At 65.8% G+C, this 15,360-nt stretch carries 16 protein-coding genes; 9 read left to right on the plus strand and 7 right to left on the minus strand.

Annotation, left to right across the window (positions count from 1 at the left end; translation table 11 throughout):
- Positions 1-91 precede the first annotated feature (91 nt).
- Positions 92-628, plus strand: a complete 537-nt coding sequence (gene infC, locus IAG41_RS11555) for a translation initiation factor IF-3 (protein WP_187728796.1) — start codon at positions 92-94, stop codon at positions 626-628.
- A gap of 5 nt (positions 629-633) precedes the next feature.
- On the plus strand, positions 634-1,494 hold the full coding sequence (locus IAG41_RS11560) for a family 16 glycosylhydrolase (RefSeq protein WP_187728797.1): 861 nt from the start codon (positions 634-636) through the stop codon (positions 1,492-1,494).
- Positions 1,495-1,500: 6 nt separating this feature from the next.
- Here IAG41_RS11560 and IAG41_RS11565 read toward each other — a convergent pair whose 3' ends face one another.
- Positions 1,501-2,394, minus strand: a complete 894-nt coding sequence (locus IAG41_RS11565) for a LysR family transcriptional regulator (protein WP_187728798.1) — start codon at positions 2,392-2,394, stop codon at positions 1,501-1,503.
- A gap of 110 nt (positions 2,395-2,504) precedes the next feature.
- Between IAG41_RS11565 and IAG41_RS11570 the strand changes: the two genes are divergently transcribed.
- Entirely contained in the window at positions 2,505-3,494 is a 990-nt protein-coding gene (locus tag IAG41_RS11570) for an aldo/keto reductase (RefSeq protein WP_187728799.1), read from the plus strand.
- Positions 3,495-3,551: 57 nt separating this feature from the next.
- Here the strand turns inward: IAG41_RS11570 and IAG41_RS11575 are convergent, their stop codons facing one another.
- Positions 3,552-4,964 (minus strand): carotenoid oxygenase family protein, encoded by a 1,413-nt coding sequence (locus IAG41_RS11575; protein WP_187728800.1) that lies wholly within the window; start codon positions 4,962-4,964, stop codon positions 3,552-3,554.
- Between the two features lie 112 nt (positions 4,965-5,076).
- Between IAG41_RS11575 and IAG41_RS11580 the strand changes: the two genes are divergently transcribed.
- Positions 5,077-5,583, plus strand: a complete 507-nt coding sequence (locus tag IAG41_RS11580) for a TetR/AcrR family transcriptional regulator (protein WP_410468086.1) — start codon at positions 5,077-5,079, stop codon at positions 5,581-5,583.
- Between the two features lie 47 nt (positions 5,584-5,630).
- Here IAG41_RS11580 and IAG41_RS11585 read toward each other — a convergent pair whose 3' ends face one another.
- The 5 genes from IAG41_RS11585 to IAG41_RS11605 form a co-directional block, all read right to left on the minus strand.
- Positions 5,631-6,014 carry a VOC family protein gene (locus IAG41_RS11585; RefSeq protein WP_187728802.1) on the minus strand — a complete coding sequence of 128 codons (384 nt, stop codon included), beginning with the start codon at positions 6,012-6,014 and terminating at the stop codon, positions 5,631-5,633.
- A 16-nt stretch (positions 6,015-6,030) separates the two neighbouring features.
- Positions 6,031-8,778 carry a [protein-PII] uridylyltransferase gene (locus IAG41_RS11590; RefSeq protein ID WP_187728803.1) on the minus strand — a complete coding sequence of 916 codons (2,748 nt, stop codon included), beginning with the start codon at positions 8,776-8,778 and terminating at the stop codon, positions 6,031-6,033.
- 155 nt (positions 8,779-8,933) lie between these two features.
- A complete protein-coding gene (gene grpE / locus IAG41_RS11595; RefSeq protein WP_187728804.1) occupies positions 8,934-9,491 on the minus strand; it encodes a nucleotide exchange factor GrpE in 558 nt (185 codons plus the stop codon).
- 15 nt (positions 9,492-9,506) lie between these two features.
- Entirely contained in the window at positions 9,507-10,547 is a 1,041-nt protein-coding gene (gene hrcA / locus IAG41_RS11600) for a heat-inducible transcriptional repressor HrcA (protein WP_187728805.1), read from the minus strand.
- 68 nt (positions 10,548-10,615) lie between these two features.
- Positions 10,616-11,125: a DUF6438 domain-containing protein gene (locus IAG41_RS11605; RefSeq protein WP_187728806.1), complete on the minus strand. Its 510-nt coding sequence runs from the start codon at positions 11,123-11,125 to the stop codon at positions 10,616-10,618.
- Between the two features lie 91 nt (positions 11,126-11,216).
- Here IAG41_RS11605 and rph point away from each other — a divergent pair, with 91 nt between their 5' ends.
- The 5 genes from rph (at position 11,217) to IAG41_RS11630 (ending at position 15,269) form a co-directional block, all read left to right on the plus strand.
- Positions 11,217-11,930, plus strand: coding sequence for a ribonuclease PH (rph, locus tag IAG41_RS11610; protein ID WP_187728807.1), 714 nt, complete (start codon positions 11,217-11,219; stop codon positions 11,928-11,930).
- On the plus strand, positions 11,927-12,619 hold the full coding sequence (gene rdgB, locus IAG41_RS11615) for an RdgB/HAM1 family non-canonical purine NTP pyrophosphatase (RefSeq protein WP_187728808.1): 693 nt from the start codon (positions 11,927-11,929) through the stop codon (positions 12,617-12,619). Before rph ends, rdgB begins: the two co-directional genes overlap by 4 nt.
- A gap of 435 nt (positions 12,620-13,054) precedes the next feature.
- Positions 13,055-13,531, plus strand: coding sequence for a transcriptional regulator (locus tag IAG41_RS11620; protein ID WP_316251143.1), 477 nt, complete (start codon positions 13,055-13,057; stop codon positions 13,529-13,531).
- Between the two features lie 329 nt (positions 13,532-13,860).
- The gene (locus tag IAG41_RS11625) at positions 13,861-14,118 is read left to right on the plus strand and encodes a hypothetical protein (protein ID WP_187728810.1); all 258 of its coding nucleotides are present in this window, start codon (positions 13,861-13,863) and stop codon (positions 14,116-14,118) included.
- A 299-nt stretch (positions 14,119-14,417) separates the two neighbouring features.
- Positions 14,418-15,269 carry a pirin family protein gene (locus tag IAG41_RS11630; RefSeq protein WP_187728811.1) on the plus strand — a complete coding sequence of 284 codons (852 nt, stop codon included), beginning with the start codon at positions 14,418-14,420 and terminating at the stop codon, positions 15,267-15,269.
- Positions 15,270-15,360 lie beyond the last annotated feature (91 nt).

Here is a 15,360-nt window from a genome sequence, read left to right on the forward strand (position 1 = left end):
GGGCCGGTGCCGCTTTCAAATCGGGCGCAGGACGCCTATATTGGCAAGCTGTAACAAGAATGATTCAGGAGCAAGTCTTATACGTCCTCCCATGACCAGGCGCCCGATGACGCCACAGACACCGCTAAATGGTCCGCGGTTCAACGAATTCATCCAGTCGCCCAAGGTTCGGGTGATTGATCAGGACGGCGAGAATCTCGGCGTGATGTACACGCGCGAGGCGATGGAGCAGGCGCAGTCGGTCGGGCTCGACCTTGTCGAAGTGTCGCCCAACGCCGATCCGCCCGTCGCCAAGTTCCTCGACGTCGGCAAGTTCAAGTACGAGGCGCAGAAAAAGGCGAACCTCGCCCGCAAATCGCAGAAGACGCAGGAGATCAAGGAGATCAAGATGCGTCCGAACATCGACGATCATGACTATGATACGAAGATGAAGGCGATCCACAAGTTCATCGGCGAAGGTGACAAGGTGAAGGTCACCCTGCGCTTCCGCGGCCGCGAGCTTTCGCACGGCCAGCTCGGCATGCTCCTCCTCCAGCGCGTTCAGGGCGACACCGCCGAGATCGCGAAGATCGAGAGCTATCCGCGCATGGAAGGCCGCCAAATGCTGATGGTGATCTCGCCCAAATGACCTGCATGCGGGGGTTGCTGCTGGCGGCCCCCGCCGCATTGCTGCCGCTCGCCGCGGCCGCCCAGACGATCCAGGCTCCTATGTCCACCGCCGCCGCCGACGAGCCGATGGCGGTGCCGCCGGGCTATACCCGGGTCTGGGCCGACGAGTTCGACCGGCCCGGCCTGCCCGATCCCACGCGCTGGGCCTATGACACCTCCCGCAACAAGGAGGGGTGGTGGAACAACGAACTTCAATATTATGCCGCCGCCCGGCGCGAGAATGTCCGCGTCGCCGGCGGCCATCTGATCATCGAAGCGCGCCACGAGCAGCTCAAGGACCGCGCCGATCATGGCGGGCAGGACTATAGCTCGGCCAAGATCTACACCCGCGGCATCGCCGACTGGACCTATGGCTTTGTCGAGGTCCGCGCGAAGCTCGCCTGCGGCAAGGGGATGTGGCCGGCGATCTGGATGCTCGGCTCGGACGAACGCGCCGATTGGCCGGGGCTCGGCGAGATCGACATCATGGAGCATGTCGGCTGGGATCCCGGCCGCGTCCACGGCTCGATCCACACCAAGGCCTATAACCACGTCATCAAGACGCAGAAGACCGCGCAGGCGATGGTTTCCGATGCCTGCACCGCCTTCCACACCTACCAGCTCGACTGGAACGCCGATCGGATGCTGATCGGCGTCGACGGCCGCGCCTTTCTCCGCTTCGACAACGACCATAAGGGCAACCACGACACTTGGCCCTTCGCCAGTCCGCAATATCTGATCCTCAACGTCGCGGTCGGCGGCTGGGGCGGCGACAAGGGCATCGACGCCAACGCCTTTCCGGCGCGGATGGAGGTGGATTATGTGCGGGTCTGGCAGAAGAAGTAGCGCCGCTCAGCCGCGATAGCGCAGCGCCTCCAGCAGCACCGTGAAGGCCGGCGATGCCTGGCGCCGGGTCGGATAATAGAGGTGATAGCCCGAAAACGGTTCGCACCAGTCGTCCAGCACCCGCATCAGGCTGCCGTTCGCTATTCCGTCGCGCACCTTGTCCTCCATCACCATCGCCAGCCCGAACCCGGCCGCCGCCGCCGTCACTATCATCGAGGTGCTGCTGAAGACGAGCTGGCCGTCGACCCGGACGTTGAGCTCGCGGCCGCCCTTGCTGAACTCCCAGACATACAGGCCGCCAAAGGTCGGCAGGCGCAGGTTGATGCAGCGATGCTCGGCAAGGTCCTGCGGCACCCGCGGTATCGCCCGATCGGCGAAATAGGCAGGTGCGCCGACGACCGCCGCGCGCACGTCCGGCCCGATCCGAGCGGCGATCATGTCCTTGGCGACCTGCTCGCCCAGCCGGATACCGGCATCGAAGCGTTCCTCGACGATGTCGGTCAGCCCCTGGTTGATGCTGATCTCGACCCTGAGATCGGGATAGTCGGGCAGAAGCCGCTCCAGTACCGGCCACAGGATCGTGCGCGCGGCATGTTCCCCCGTCGTGATCCGGACGGTGCCCGCCGGCTTTTCCCGCAGCTCGCCCAGCGCGGCGAGCTCCGCATCGATCTCGTCGAGCGCCGGCCCCAGCGTGCGGAGCAACCGCTCGCCCGCCTCGGTCGGCATCACGTTGCGCGTGGTCCGGGAGAGCAGCCGGATGCCCAGCCGCGTCTCCAGCCGGCGCACGACATGGCTCAGCGCCGATTGCGAGGTACCCAGCTTCGCCGCCGCGCGCGTGAAGCTGCGCTCTTCCGCCACCGCCAGGAACGCGTTCAGATCGACCAGGTCGTCGCGCTGCATTCATGAATATCCGATATGACTACATGCACGTTTAGCCGTCTAATCGCTGGAAGTCATCGGGCCCATATGCGTTCCCGGACAATGCCCGCGTGGCGGGCGAAGGAGGATTTATGCAGAAGCGGATATTGGGAACCAGCGGCCTCGAGGTTTCGGCGCTCGGGCTCGGATGCATGGGGATGAGCACTTCCTATGGCCCGCCCAAGGACAAGGCCGAGATGATCGCGGTACTTCGCGGCGCGGTCGAGCGCGGGGTCAATTTTTTCGACACCGCCGAAGTCTATGGCCCCTTCACCAACGAGGAACTGCTCGGCGAGGGCCTGGCGCCGGTGCGCGACCAGGTCGTCATCGCCACTAAGTTCGGCTTCGACACCGGCACCGATCCGCGCGGCGCGCCGGACCTGAACAGCCGACCCGAGCATATCCGGGCAGTCGCGGACGCTTCGCTCAAGCGGCTCAAGACCGATGTGATCGATCTCTTCTACCAGCACCGCGTCGATCCCGACGTGCCGATCGAAGAGGTGGCCGGCACGGTCAAGGACCTGATCGCCGAGGGCAAGGTGCGGCATTTCGGCCTGTCCGAGGCGGGCGTCGAGACGATCCGCCGCGCGCACGCCGTCCAGCCGGTCGCCGCGCTGCAGAGCGAATATTCGCTCTGGTGGCGGCCGCTGGAAGCCGTGATCCCGACGCTCGAGGAATTGGGCATCGGCCTGGTGCCGTACAGCCCGCTCGGCCGCGGCTTCCTCACCGGCAAGCTCGATGCGACGACCAGCTTCGCCAGCGACGATTTCCGCAGCAAGCTGCCGCGCTTCCAGCCCGATGCGATGCAGGCCAACCAGGCGATGGTCGATCTCCTCGGCCGGATCGCCGCCGCCAAGCAGGCGACACCCGGGCAGATCGCGCTCGCCTGGCTGCTCGCGCAGAAGCCCTGGATCGTGCCCATCCCCGGCACGACCAGGCTCAGCCGCCTTGAGGAGAATATCGCTGCCGTCGATGTCGTGCTGACGCCGGAAGATCTCCGCGAGATCGGGGATGCCGCCGCGGAGATCGCCGTCGAGGGCAATCGTTACCCCGAGCGGCTGGAGCAGATGACCGGGCGCTGACACAGCTAGGGCGGCCGCCCCGCGAGGAGCGGCCGCCCTTGGCTCGGCTGGCGGCCGTCAGGCCGCCGACGCGATCCAGTTGCCGTGGAAACCCGGCGGGATGCGGTGCGGCAGGTGGACCACCGCCTGCGGCTCGCCCTCGAAGCGCGTGGTGTCGAGGATGACGAGATCGGTCCGCTCGGAAAGCGTGTCGATCACCAGCCCGACCAGCCAGCCCTCTTCCTCGGCGCTGTCCGGCCCCTTGGGCACGAACACGAACTCGCCGGGCACCCGGCCCACGCCGAAGTCATGCACCTGCCGCGCGCCGGTCTCCAGGTCGTGCCGGTAGAGCTTGCTCTCGCCGAGGAACCGCGCCGCGGGTTCGGCGGGCAGCGCCATCGTATAGGCATAGCGATAGGCCTGGCCGAAGCGCCGCTCGTCGAGCCGCGGAAATTCCTGCGGCGAAGCGTCGATCGTGCGCACCGCGACGCTCCGCGTCTCGGGATCGACCGTCCAGCGCTCCAGCCCGCGCGACCGCGCATCCGGACCATGCGCGCCGTCCGAGAACATCGAGTCATAGACGCACAGGTCGATCACCACCTTGCCGTCGGCACGGTCGTACGCATTGACAACGTGGAAGGCGAAGCCGGGCTCGACCGGGCACCAGAGGATGTCCTGCTGGCTGCCGCCGCGCGGCATCAGCCCGATCCGCGCCGGCTGGGCCGGGTTCCAGTTATAGGGGAAGGTGCTGCCGTTGCTCAGCGCCGCCACCGAGAAGGTGACGGGGAAATCGAGCACGACGACGAAGCGCTCGGTGATCGCGCTATCATGGATCATCGGCGCGTGCGGCAGCGCGATCGGCTCCTCGCGTACCACCTTGCCGCTGCTGTCGACCACGACATGGCTCAGCTTGCCCGGCTCGAAGCCCTCATAGCAGATCGCGTGCATCTCGCCGGTCCTGGGATCGAGATGCGGGTGCGCGCTGAACGCGCCGGCCAGCGTGCCGTCGAACGGGTTGGACGCCTGCTCTTCCATGTCCTGGGACAGCTCGACCGGATAGCCCCCAGCCTCGACCAGTGCCCAGATGCGCCCGCCGATGCCGACGACATTGGTGTTGACCGTATCGAAGCTGTGCCGCGGCCCGGGCGCCGCCTCGACGCCGCGCGCCTTGGCCACCGCTTCCGAGCGGATCCAGCGGTTGCGGTACCAGAGCGCCTTGCCCTCGGCGATCGCCAGCCCATGGACCATGCCATCGCCGGTGAACCAGTGATAGCGCTCGGCGTCGGGCGCCGCCGCCGGATTGGGCCCGATCCGCATATAGCGTCCGTCGAACCCGGCCGGGATCTCACCGGTCACCGCGAGTTCGGTAAGCTCGAGCTCGTCAGTCATCGGCGTGTGGATGCCGTCCAGGAATGGGTTCGCCGACTTAATTTCGGCCGCAACAAGGGCCGCTGCGTCCGCCTTGGTTTCGAGGATAGTAACGTCTTGCATGTCTGCCTCCAATGTTTACACTGTTAATATGAACTCCGATGGTAACAGTGTCAACATTGAAAAAAAGCCCTATCATCATGGAGATCTGCGCGCTGCGTTGATCGAGGAAGGATTGCGATTGCTCACCGAGCGCGATGCCGAGTCGTTTTCGCTGCGCGAGGTCGCCCGCAACACCGGAGTCAGCGCGACCTCGGTCTATCGCCACTTTCCCGACAAGGACGCGCTGATGACGGCGCTCGCGCGCGAAGGCCTGGCGCAGCTCGGCGCGGCGCAGCTCGAGGCGGCGGAGAAAGCGGGAGGCGGCCTGGCTTCCTTCGCGGCGACGGGACGCACCTATGTCCGCTTCGCGCTCGCCAATCCCGCGCTGTTCCGGCTGATCTTCGCATCGCCCGCGCTTGACGGCGAACACTATGATGCGTGCAACGAGGCGGATCCGATGACCTTCCTGCGCCGTAACGCCGCCGCCGCGGGCAATGCGTCGACCGACGATCCTGCCACGGCGATCCGCGTGACGCGTGCCTGGTCGCTAGTACATGGCCTCGCGATGCTGATCCTCGACGGCCAGATTCGCGCCGACGATGCGCTGATCGATCAGGTCATCTCCGCCGATATCGTGTGACGGGCGGGCGCTCGGCGCACCCGCGCAATTCCGTCAACCGATCCGCGTCAGCTCGCCGGCGGCTCCCACAATTCGATCGGATTGCCCTCGGGATCATGGATCCGCGCGAACCGTCCGGTCTCGGGCGTATCCCATTCGTCCTTGGTGATGATGTCGATGCCCAGCGCGTTGAGCTGCTCGAGCAATCCGTCCAGATCGCGCACGCGCAGGTTGAGCATCACCTGCTTGTCCGCGGCGAAATAGTCGCTGTCGGCCTTGAACGGCTCGAACACGATCGGGCCCGGTTCGGGATGCCAGAACCATTCGCTCGACTCGCCGGTCTCGTCCTTGCCGCAGCCGCCGCCCACGCCCAGCGTCTCGCGATACCAGCTCTTCAGCCCTTCGGGGTCCTTCGCACGGAAGAAATAGCCGCCCAATCCGATTACCGGCATGCAAGCTCCTTTCGTCTCAGGCGGCCTGGGCAACCTCCTCGCCCGCGGCGGCCTCGAGCAGGCGCCGCTCGATCGTCTTCAGTCGCGACGCCGAGGTGATCTTATCACCGATCAGATCGGTCAGGTAGAAGGTGTCGACCGCGCGCTCGCCATAGGTCGCGACATGCGCCGAATGGATCGTCACCTTCGACTGGAACAGCGCATGCGCCAGCCCGTAGAGCAATGCCGGCCGGTCGCGCGCATTGACTTCGATCACGGTAAATCGGTTCGACGCCTTGTTGTCGATGAACACATTTGGTTCGATGGCAAAGGCGTCGGAACGCAGCCGCGGCGCCGCCTTGGTCTTGAGCCGCTCGGAAAGCCGTGCGCGGTTTGCCAGCGCGTCGGCAATGCCGGTCTTGAGCCGGTTGAGCCGCGACTCCTCGTCGAACGGGCGGCCGAGCGGGTCCTGGACCAGGAAATTGTCGAGCGCCATGCCGTCGCGGGTCGTGTGGATGCGCGCGTCGATGATGTTGCCGCCCGCGACATGGATCGCGCCGGCGATCCGGTAGAACAGCCCCGGATGGTCCGACGCATAGACTGTCACCAGGGTCGCGCCGCGATCGGGATAGACCTGTGCCTCGATCGAGAGCTGCGAGTTCCCCGCCGCGTCGACCAGCCGGGCGTTGCGCTCCAGCACGTCGAGCGGCTCGGCGATCCAATAGGGCTCGGTCATCCGCTTCTTGAGCGCCGCCATCCGCGGTTCGTTCCAGCCGAGCGCCTGCGCAAGCGCCTCCTGCTTTGCGGCGATCCGCTCGTTCCGCCCCTTCTGCTTGTGCCCCAGTCGCAGCACTTCCTCGGCCGATTCGAACAAATTGCCAAGCAGCTGCCGCTTCCAGCTGTTCCATACGCCCGGCCCCACCGCGCGGATGTCGACGATCGTTAGGATCAGCAGCATGCGCAGCCGCTCGGCGCTCTGCACCTGCTCGGCGAAGTCGAGGATCGTCTTGAAATCCGACAGGTCACGCTTGAACGCGGTCGCCGACATCAGCAGGTGCCAGCGCACCAGCCAGGCGACATTCTCGGTCTCGGCCGGCGTCATTCCCAGCCGTGGGCACAGCCGCTCGGCGACTTCGGCGCCCAGGATCGAATGGTCGCCGCCGCGTCCCTTGGCGATGTCGTGGAGCAGCACCGCGACATAGAGCGCGCGCCTGGACGCGACATGTTCGAAGATGACGGAGGCGAGCGGATGATCATCCTTCAGCTCGCCCTTCTCGATCGCGTTGAGCAGCCCGATCGCGCGGATCGAATGCTCGTCCACCGTGTAATGGTGGTACATGTCGAACTGCATCTGGGCGACGACGCGGCCGAAGTCCGGCACGAACCGCCCGAACACCCCCGCCTCGTTCATCCAGCGCAGCACCGTCTCGGGATCGCGCTTCGAGGTCAGCACGTCGAGGAACAAGGCGTTGGCGCGCGGATCGTCGCGGACATCGTCGACCAGCTTGGCGTCGCGATTGGCCGTGCGCATCGCCAGCGGATGGATCTCCAGCTCGTGCAGGTCGGCGAGCTGGAACAATTCAACCAGCCGCACCGGATCGTCCCGGAAGAAATGGTCGTTCGGCAGCGCCAGCCGACCGCGATCGAGCACGAAGCCCTTGAGCTTGCGCTGTCCCCGCCACAAGGCCGGCAGCCCGAAGCGACGCCCACGCGCGGCGAACTTCTCGTCCAGATGCGCGAGAAACACACCGGTCAGGTCGCCCACCACCTTCGCCTGGAGGAAGTAGAAGCGCATGAAGCGCTCGACCTTCGACATGCCCGGCCGGTCCGAATAGCGCATCCGCTCGGCGATCTCGCGCTGGACGTCGAAGGTCAGCCGGTCCTCGGCGCGGCCGGTGATCTGGTGGAGCTGGCAGCGCACCGCCCACAGGAAATTCTCGGCGCGGCGGAACTGGCGGAATTCGAGCTTGGTCAGCAGCCCCGCCTCGACCAGTTCGGCCGGCTCGCGGACATTGTACGCGTACTTGCCGATCCAGAAGAGCGTGTGGAGGTCGCGCAGCCCGCCCTTGCCCTCCTTGATGTTGGGCTCGACGACATAGCGGCTGTCGCCCATGCGCTTGTGCCGCGCGTTCCGCTCGTCGAGCTTCTGCGCGATGAAGCCGCGCGCGGTGTCGACCTGGACCTCCGCTTTGAAGCGCTTCGCCGCCTCGTCATACAGATCGGTGTCGCCCCAGACGTAGCGCGCCTCAAGCAAGGCGGTGCACACCGTCACATCCGCCTTGGCCTGGCGCACCATCTCGTCGAGCGAGCGCGACGAATGCCCCACCTTCAGCTGCATGTCCCACAGCGAATAGAGCATCGATTCGATCACCTGCTCGCACCAGCCGGTGACCTTCCACGGGGTGAGGAAGCCGATATCGATGTCCGAATGCGGCGCCATCTCGCCGCGCCCGTATCCGCCCACCGCGATCAGCACCATGCGCTCGCCGGACGAGGGATTGGAGTTGCGGTGCAGCCGCTCGACGGTGAAGTCCCACAGCAAGCGCAATATCTGGTCGGTCAGGAATGCGCCCGCTGCGGCGATCTCGATCCCGCGCGAAGGATGCTCCTGCAGCCGCCGCTCGATCTCGGCGCGCCCGGCATCGAGCGCGATCCTGAGCTCCGCGGTCGCCGCCTTGCGCAGCGCCGCGGTATCCTTGCCCTTCACCGCCGCCAGCCGCTCGGCGACGCCTCGCCGGTCGATCAGCAAACGGCGATTGGGAACGGAATCGAAGCGACCGGACATAGTGGGGCAGATAGGGAGAAGCGGTTAACGGCGCCACTATCTTCGGCGCTCGCTACCCCTCTATCCGTCATCCCCGCGAAAGCGGGGATCCAGAGTCACGGGGGACTGTCCTGTTTGGCCCTGGATCCCCGCTTTCGCGGGGATGACGACCAAGTTCAATCCGGCTTCTTCGCCACCGCCACCAGCGCGGGACGTAACAGCCGGTCGCGGATCATATAGCCCGTCTGGATTTCCTGGACGACGGTGCCTGGCTCAGCATCCGCCGAGGGCATCTCCATCATCGCCTGGTGGCGATTGGGATCGAGCGGCTCGCCGACCGCGACGATCTTCGAGATGCCATGGCGGCCAAACACCGATTCGATCTCGCGCCCGGTCGCCTCGAGGCCGGTCACCAGGCCCTTGAGCTTCTCGTCGGCGCGCAGCTCGGCGGGGATCGCCGCCAGCGCACGGCTGAGATTGTCGGCCACCGACAATATGTCGCGGGCGAAGCTGGTCGCGGCATAGTTGCGCGCGTCCTGCGCTTCCTTCTCGGCGCGGCGGCGGACATTCTGGAGGTCGGCCTGGGCATAGAGCACGGCGGCCTGCGCGTCGGCGAGCTGCGCTTCCAATTCGCCCAGGCGATCATGTTCCGCCACTTCGGGCGCTGCTTCCGCGGTTTCCTCGCGGAGGTCGTTGTCCGCGTTCTCGACGTCCATCTTCTTATCTTCCGACATGTTCTTCCAAAGTATTCAGGCCAGCAGTCGGGCCAATGTTGCAGCGGTGAAATCCACCATGGGCACGACACGCGCATAGTTCAACCGCGTGGGGCCGATCACCCCCACCACGCCCACGACCCGCCCGTCCAGTGCCCGCACGGGCTTCGCGATCACCGACGAACCGGACAACGCAAAAAGCTTGTTTTCCGATCCGATGAATATTCGCGTCGCCTCGCCTTCACGCGCGCTGTCGAGCAGGCGGGCGATCTCTTCTTTCCCTTCGAGTTCGTCAAGCAGCTGGCGCACGCGGTCGAGATCCTCGGTCGCGGCGGCGTCGATCAGCCGCGCCTGGCCGCGCACGATCAACACCGGGCGGTGCCCGTCCTCGCTCCACACCGCCAGCCCGCGCTCGACCAAAGTCCGCGCCGCGCTGTCGAGCGCCGCGCGCTCGTCGCGGATCTCGCGCTCGATCCGCCGGCGTGCCTCGCTTAAGGTCGAGCCCGCGAGCGTCGCGCTCAGATAATTGGCCGCCTGTTGCAGCGATGCCGGGTCCATCCCCAGCGGCAGCTCGACCACGCGGTTCTCGACCGAGCCGTCGTCGCCCACCAGCACCGCCAGCGCGCGATCACCGCCCAGCGGCACGAAGCCGAACTGGCGCAGCACCGGCTCGCGCTTGGGCACCAGCACCAGCCCCGCACAGGCCGAAAGCCCTGAAAGCGCCAGCGTGGTGCTCGCCAGCGCCTCCTCGATCGGCCCTGCCTGGCCCGCGCGCTCCTCGATCGCCGCGCGTTCCTCGGCACTCGGCGCGCTCGCCTGCATCATCCCGTCGACGAACAGGCGCAGCCCCGTCTCGGTCGGCATCCGCCCCGCGCTGGTATGCGGCGCGGCGAGCAGGCCCAGTTCCTCCAGGTCCTGCATCACGTTGCGGATCGACGCCGGCGACAGATTGAGCCCGGAGATCTGCGCGATCGTCCGCGATCCCACCGGCACGCCCGTCTCCAGATAGGAATCGACCACGATCCGGAACACGTCCCGCGCGCGGTCGGTCAGCTCGTGGATGGGGGGCGTGGTCATGCCACGCTTATGTAACGCTTGGCGGCCCAGCGCCAACCTTCCCCGCGTCCCTCACCCCGGTGAAGGAATTATGGCCGCGCCCCGATCAGCTCCGCGATCGGCAGCGCGTCGGGCGCATGCCCCAGTGCATCCCGCATTCCGGGATTGGCCGTTCGGCCACAGCCGAAATAGAAATACAGGTGTTGGCTGTCGCCGATCGCGCGCGTCCAGGTCACGTCGACGCTGGGCATATCGGTCGGAGCGTTCTGGCAGTTCGGCTCGCCTGGCGCATAGCGCACGCCGCCGCTCGCAGGGCGATAGGGCGCCAGCTGCCCGGCGAAGGCGTCATATTGCGCCCGCGTCAGCGTGAAGCCTCGCTCCCCGGTCACTGCCGTGAAACGCTTGCCGGTGAACACGCCGCTGCCGTCGGGCCGCACCGTCACCGAATAGACCGGGCAGGCGCCGAAGCACGGCCCCGTCTCATAGGTAATCGAATCGCCCTCGATCGGCACCGGCCCGCCCGGCGCCTGCGGCCGCCCCGGCGGAATGCATCCGCCCAGCGCCACTGCCACCACCCCCATCAACACCCATTGCCGCATGTCACACTCCCCGAGGATCGCCCGCCAAGGCTGGCTTGTTTGGTTACCACCGTCTACGTCGCTGGACCGACCTTACAGGAGACTGAAGCAGATGCGCCCATCCGGCCGCGCCCCCGACGAAATGCGCACCGTCACGATCGAGCCCCATTTCACCCGCCATGCGGAGGGCTCCGTCCTGATCGGCTTCGGCGACACGCGCGTGCTCGTCACCGCCAGCGTCGAGGAGCGCCTGCCGCCCTGGCTACGCGGCAAGGGCGAGGGCTGGGTCACCGCCGAATATGGCATGCTCCCCCGCGCCACCCACACGCGCGGCCAGCGCGAGGCGGCCAAGGGCAAGCAGTCGGGCCGCACCCAGGAGATCCAACGCCTGATCGGCCGCAGCCTGCGCGCCGTCACCGATCTCAAGCTGCTCGGCGAGCGCCAGATCACCCTCGATTGCGACGTGATCCAGGCCGATGGCGGCACCCGCACCGCGGCGATCTCGGGCGCCTGGGTGGCGCTGCGTATCGCGGTCAACAAGCTGATTGCCGAGGGCAAGCTCGAGCAGGATCCGATCCGGCAGCAGGTCGCGGCGGTCAGCTGCGGCATCTATCAGGGCAATCCGGTGCTCGACCTCGACTATGACGAGGATTCGAACGCCGATGCCGATGCGAACTTCGTCCTGCTCTCCGACGGCAAGATCGCCGAGGCCCAGGCCACGGCCGAAGGCGCCTGCTACGACGAGGAAGGCCTGCTCCGTTTGCTCCGCCTCGCGCGCATCGGATGCAACCGGATCTTCGAAGCGCAGTTAAAGGCTGTGCAATGAGCGATCCGGACGAAGGCATCGGTGGCGACACCCCCCAGGCGATCCGCAAGCTCGCCCCCGGCAGGCTGGTGATCGCCAGCCATAATGAAGGCAAGGTGCGCGAGATCCGCGCGTTGCTCGGGCCCTATGGCATCGAACCCGTCTCCGCTGCCGAGCTCGACCTGCCCGAGCCCGACGAGACCGGCACCACCTTTGTCGCCAATGCCGAATTGAAGGCGCTCCAGGCCGCCGATCTCTCCGGCCTGCCCGCGCTCGCCGACGATTCCGGCCTGTGCGTCGAGGCGCTCAACCTCGACCCCGGCATCTTCTCCGCGCGCTGGGGGCTGCCGAATCCCGGCCTTCCGGGCATTGAGCCAAGCGATGGTCCCGGCTTCGACGGCCGGGACTTCGGCCTCGCCATGCACCGCGTGAACGAGAAGCTCGAGGCGCTTCCCCCCGAGACCGGCCGCGGCGCGCATTTCGTCTGCGCGCTCGCGCTCGCCTGGCCCGACGGCCATGTCGAATGGTTCGAGGGCCGCGTCGACGGCACGCTGGTCTGGCCGCCGCGCGGCGACAAGGGGTTCGGCTATGATCCGATGTTCGTGCCGATCGGACATGACCAGAGCTTCGGCGAGATGGATCCCGAGGCCAAGCACGCGATGAGCCACCGGGCGGATGCCTTCCGGCAGCTGGTCGCCACCGTATTGTAACGCAAAGATAACGAACGCGCCGTTTACCCCCTATCTTCGTTGCATCGGCCGCCCGGACATAGTTTTGCACCCGCTCTCTAGGGGAGGGGCAGCTTTATGCAGACGAGACCGGGCAGACAAATCAGGGCTCGGCGCCGCGCGCCGGCCATCGGCGCGGCGTGATCGGCATTCGAACCGGCGCGATGCGGATTCGCGCGGCTCGTTTCGTCTTGGCAGTGGAATGCGCCAGAACGATCCGGGGCACCCAGCAATCTATTGATCTGAGGGGGAATGTCCCGTTACGGTACAACTGGAGCAATCGCGAACGGATCCGGCCCACAAGCCAATGTCCGTTTCGAACTGCCTCTCTTGTCTTGAGAAGTGACGTGGCACGCACCCTTACCTCGATCTGGGCCGGATGCGCGCCTTACCTTCACTCCTGAAATGGAGGAACGAGTGGGAAACCACCGGCCCGATCTACAACATGAATTCGACGAGCGACTGACCGATATCAAGCGGCTGTTCTCGGAAGTCGCGGGCAGGTCGGCGGCTTCGTCGGCGATCACGATCGCGCCCGGGCTGACGCCGCTGGAACTCGCCCGGCTGATCCTCTGGGCGCGCGGGCTGCTGGAAATCCAGCTCAATCCGGAACTGTTCGCCAATCCCGCGCTCAACATCCTGCTCGATCTCTACGTGAATCGTGCCGAGGGTCACCGCGTATCCACCTCGGCGGCCTGCACCGCCTCGGGCGTGCCGACCACCACGGCGCTGCGCTGGATCAATGCGCTGGCCAAGCGCGGCATGGTCGTGAAGCACGGCATGCCCAGCGACAAGCGCTTCACCTTCCTCGAGTTGAGCGAGGAAACCGCTCAGTCGCTCGACAAGCTGCTCGGAGTCATTCTGGCACGGCTTGCGGACCCAGCGGCGAACTGACTTCGTATTTCGAAGTCAGTCGCTCGAGCGACAGGGACAGGTTCGCCGCTTCCATATCTTCACCGGCACGATCAAGAAGCGCTATGGCCTCCGCCAGATGCCTGCAGACGGTCTCGATGCCGTCTCCACTATTGCTCATCGCCCGGTTCACTCGTGTTTCAATATATCCACAATGGATTATTTACCCCGGTGTAAACAAGTCCGGAAAACACCGGGGTAAGGAAATTTACGTGTCTGCATCATTACGCAGACGCAACTAATTGAGGATTGCCTAGGTATATCCATTCTGGATATGACCCGCCGCTCATGCAAGGGAGCAGGGAGACCTAGTGACGCCGCTCGCCATTCTTTTGGAACGCGCCGAAGTGGCGATGCTCATGCACGGTCCGGCTGCCCAGGGTGAAATGCTGCGGCAGATCGAGGCCGCGGTCCGCAATGGCGACGACCCCGGAAAGGTCCGCGATCTCGATCACGTCCTCCAGCTTGTCGAATATCGCGAGCGCATCGCAAGCGCGAGGCTCGCCGGCGGGCTGCATGGACTTGGCTTCCCGCTATCCGGTCTTGGAGCGAAGCCTCCCGGCTGCTGAGTTGGCGGAGAGTCCGCCTGGGCGGATGGTGGACGGAGCTGGGTCGGAGAGCCACCCAGCAATGCGGTCACCACGGGCCGGCTGTCGCGGTTCTTCCCGATTGCGCGCCCTGATCTCGTTCACTGAAGAAGTGCGCCTCAAGAACCTCTCCGACCAGATGGTTCCCATATCCTCGGCGATATTCGTCCTTTGAAGTCACGTCCCTGTGCCTCGGTTACGAACATGTGCCTTCTTGCAGCACGGTTCGGAGCGACCGATCTCACCCACAGCACAAATTATAAGTGAATGGGAACTCTTCGATGGCACATAGCTTCGCCGACGCTGCGGCATCGCCAGTCGATACCGCTGCGCGCAAGATCATGCACCGCACTCGCGGTCGCCGGCACGGTCCGATCACGAGGTTGATGAGTCCCTCCGATCTGGGCGAGCTTTTGAAGCCGTTCGTGTTTCTCGACCTGATCGAGCATGAGGGCCAGGCCTTTGAGGGGAGCCTTCACCCGCACTCGGGAATCGCCACGTTGACCTATATCGGCGAAGGCAGGATCACTTATATCGATCCCGACAATTTCACGGGCCAGCTGCCGGCAGGCGGCGTTGAGTGGATGCAGGCGGGCGGCGGAATGTGGCATGGCGGCGGCGTCGAGGCCGGGCGTACACGCGGGTTCCAGCTTTGGATCGCGCTCCCGCCCGAACTGGAGCTGGGCCCGACCCACAGCCTTTACCAGGCGCCCGAGGACGTCGCGCTGGCCAGACCCGCGCGCGTGCTGTTGGGAAAGCATGGCGGAGTCGAAAGCCCGATCGCGGCGCCGTCGCCGATCACCTATCTCGCGGTCACGCTGCGCGCCGGCGAGCGGTGGCGCTTCGAGCCGCCTGCCGGACAGACGGTGTTGTGGACCGCTATCGCCAAGGGAAGAGTCGCGGTGCCTGAGCGTCTCGAACATGGCGACATGGCGGTTTTCGAGCGCTCGGAGACAGGCGTGGAGTTCGAGGCGATCGAAGACGCGGAGTTCATGGTGGGAGCCGCTGCGCCGCATGAGCATGATCTCGCCCTGGGCTATTATTCCGTCCATACCAGCCGCGATGCGTTACGCGCGGGCGAGGCGCGCATCTCGGAGATCCAAAAGGAGCTTATCGCGGAAGGGCGCCTCTGAAATTCCGGAGCGTCAGAGGCTCTACCGTAGTTGCAGAAATTGCGCGTGCTTGCGTGCAGAGGCGCTAAGTCTTGCTTCCGACGGCAGTGCG

The organism is Sphingomonas sp. JC676, assembly GCF_014489075.1.
Classification (GTDB): Bacteria; Pseudomonadota; Alphaproteobacteria; order Sphingomonadales; family Sphingomonadaceae; genus Sphingomonas.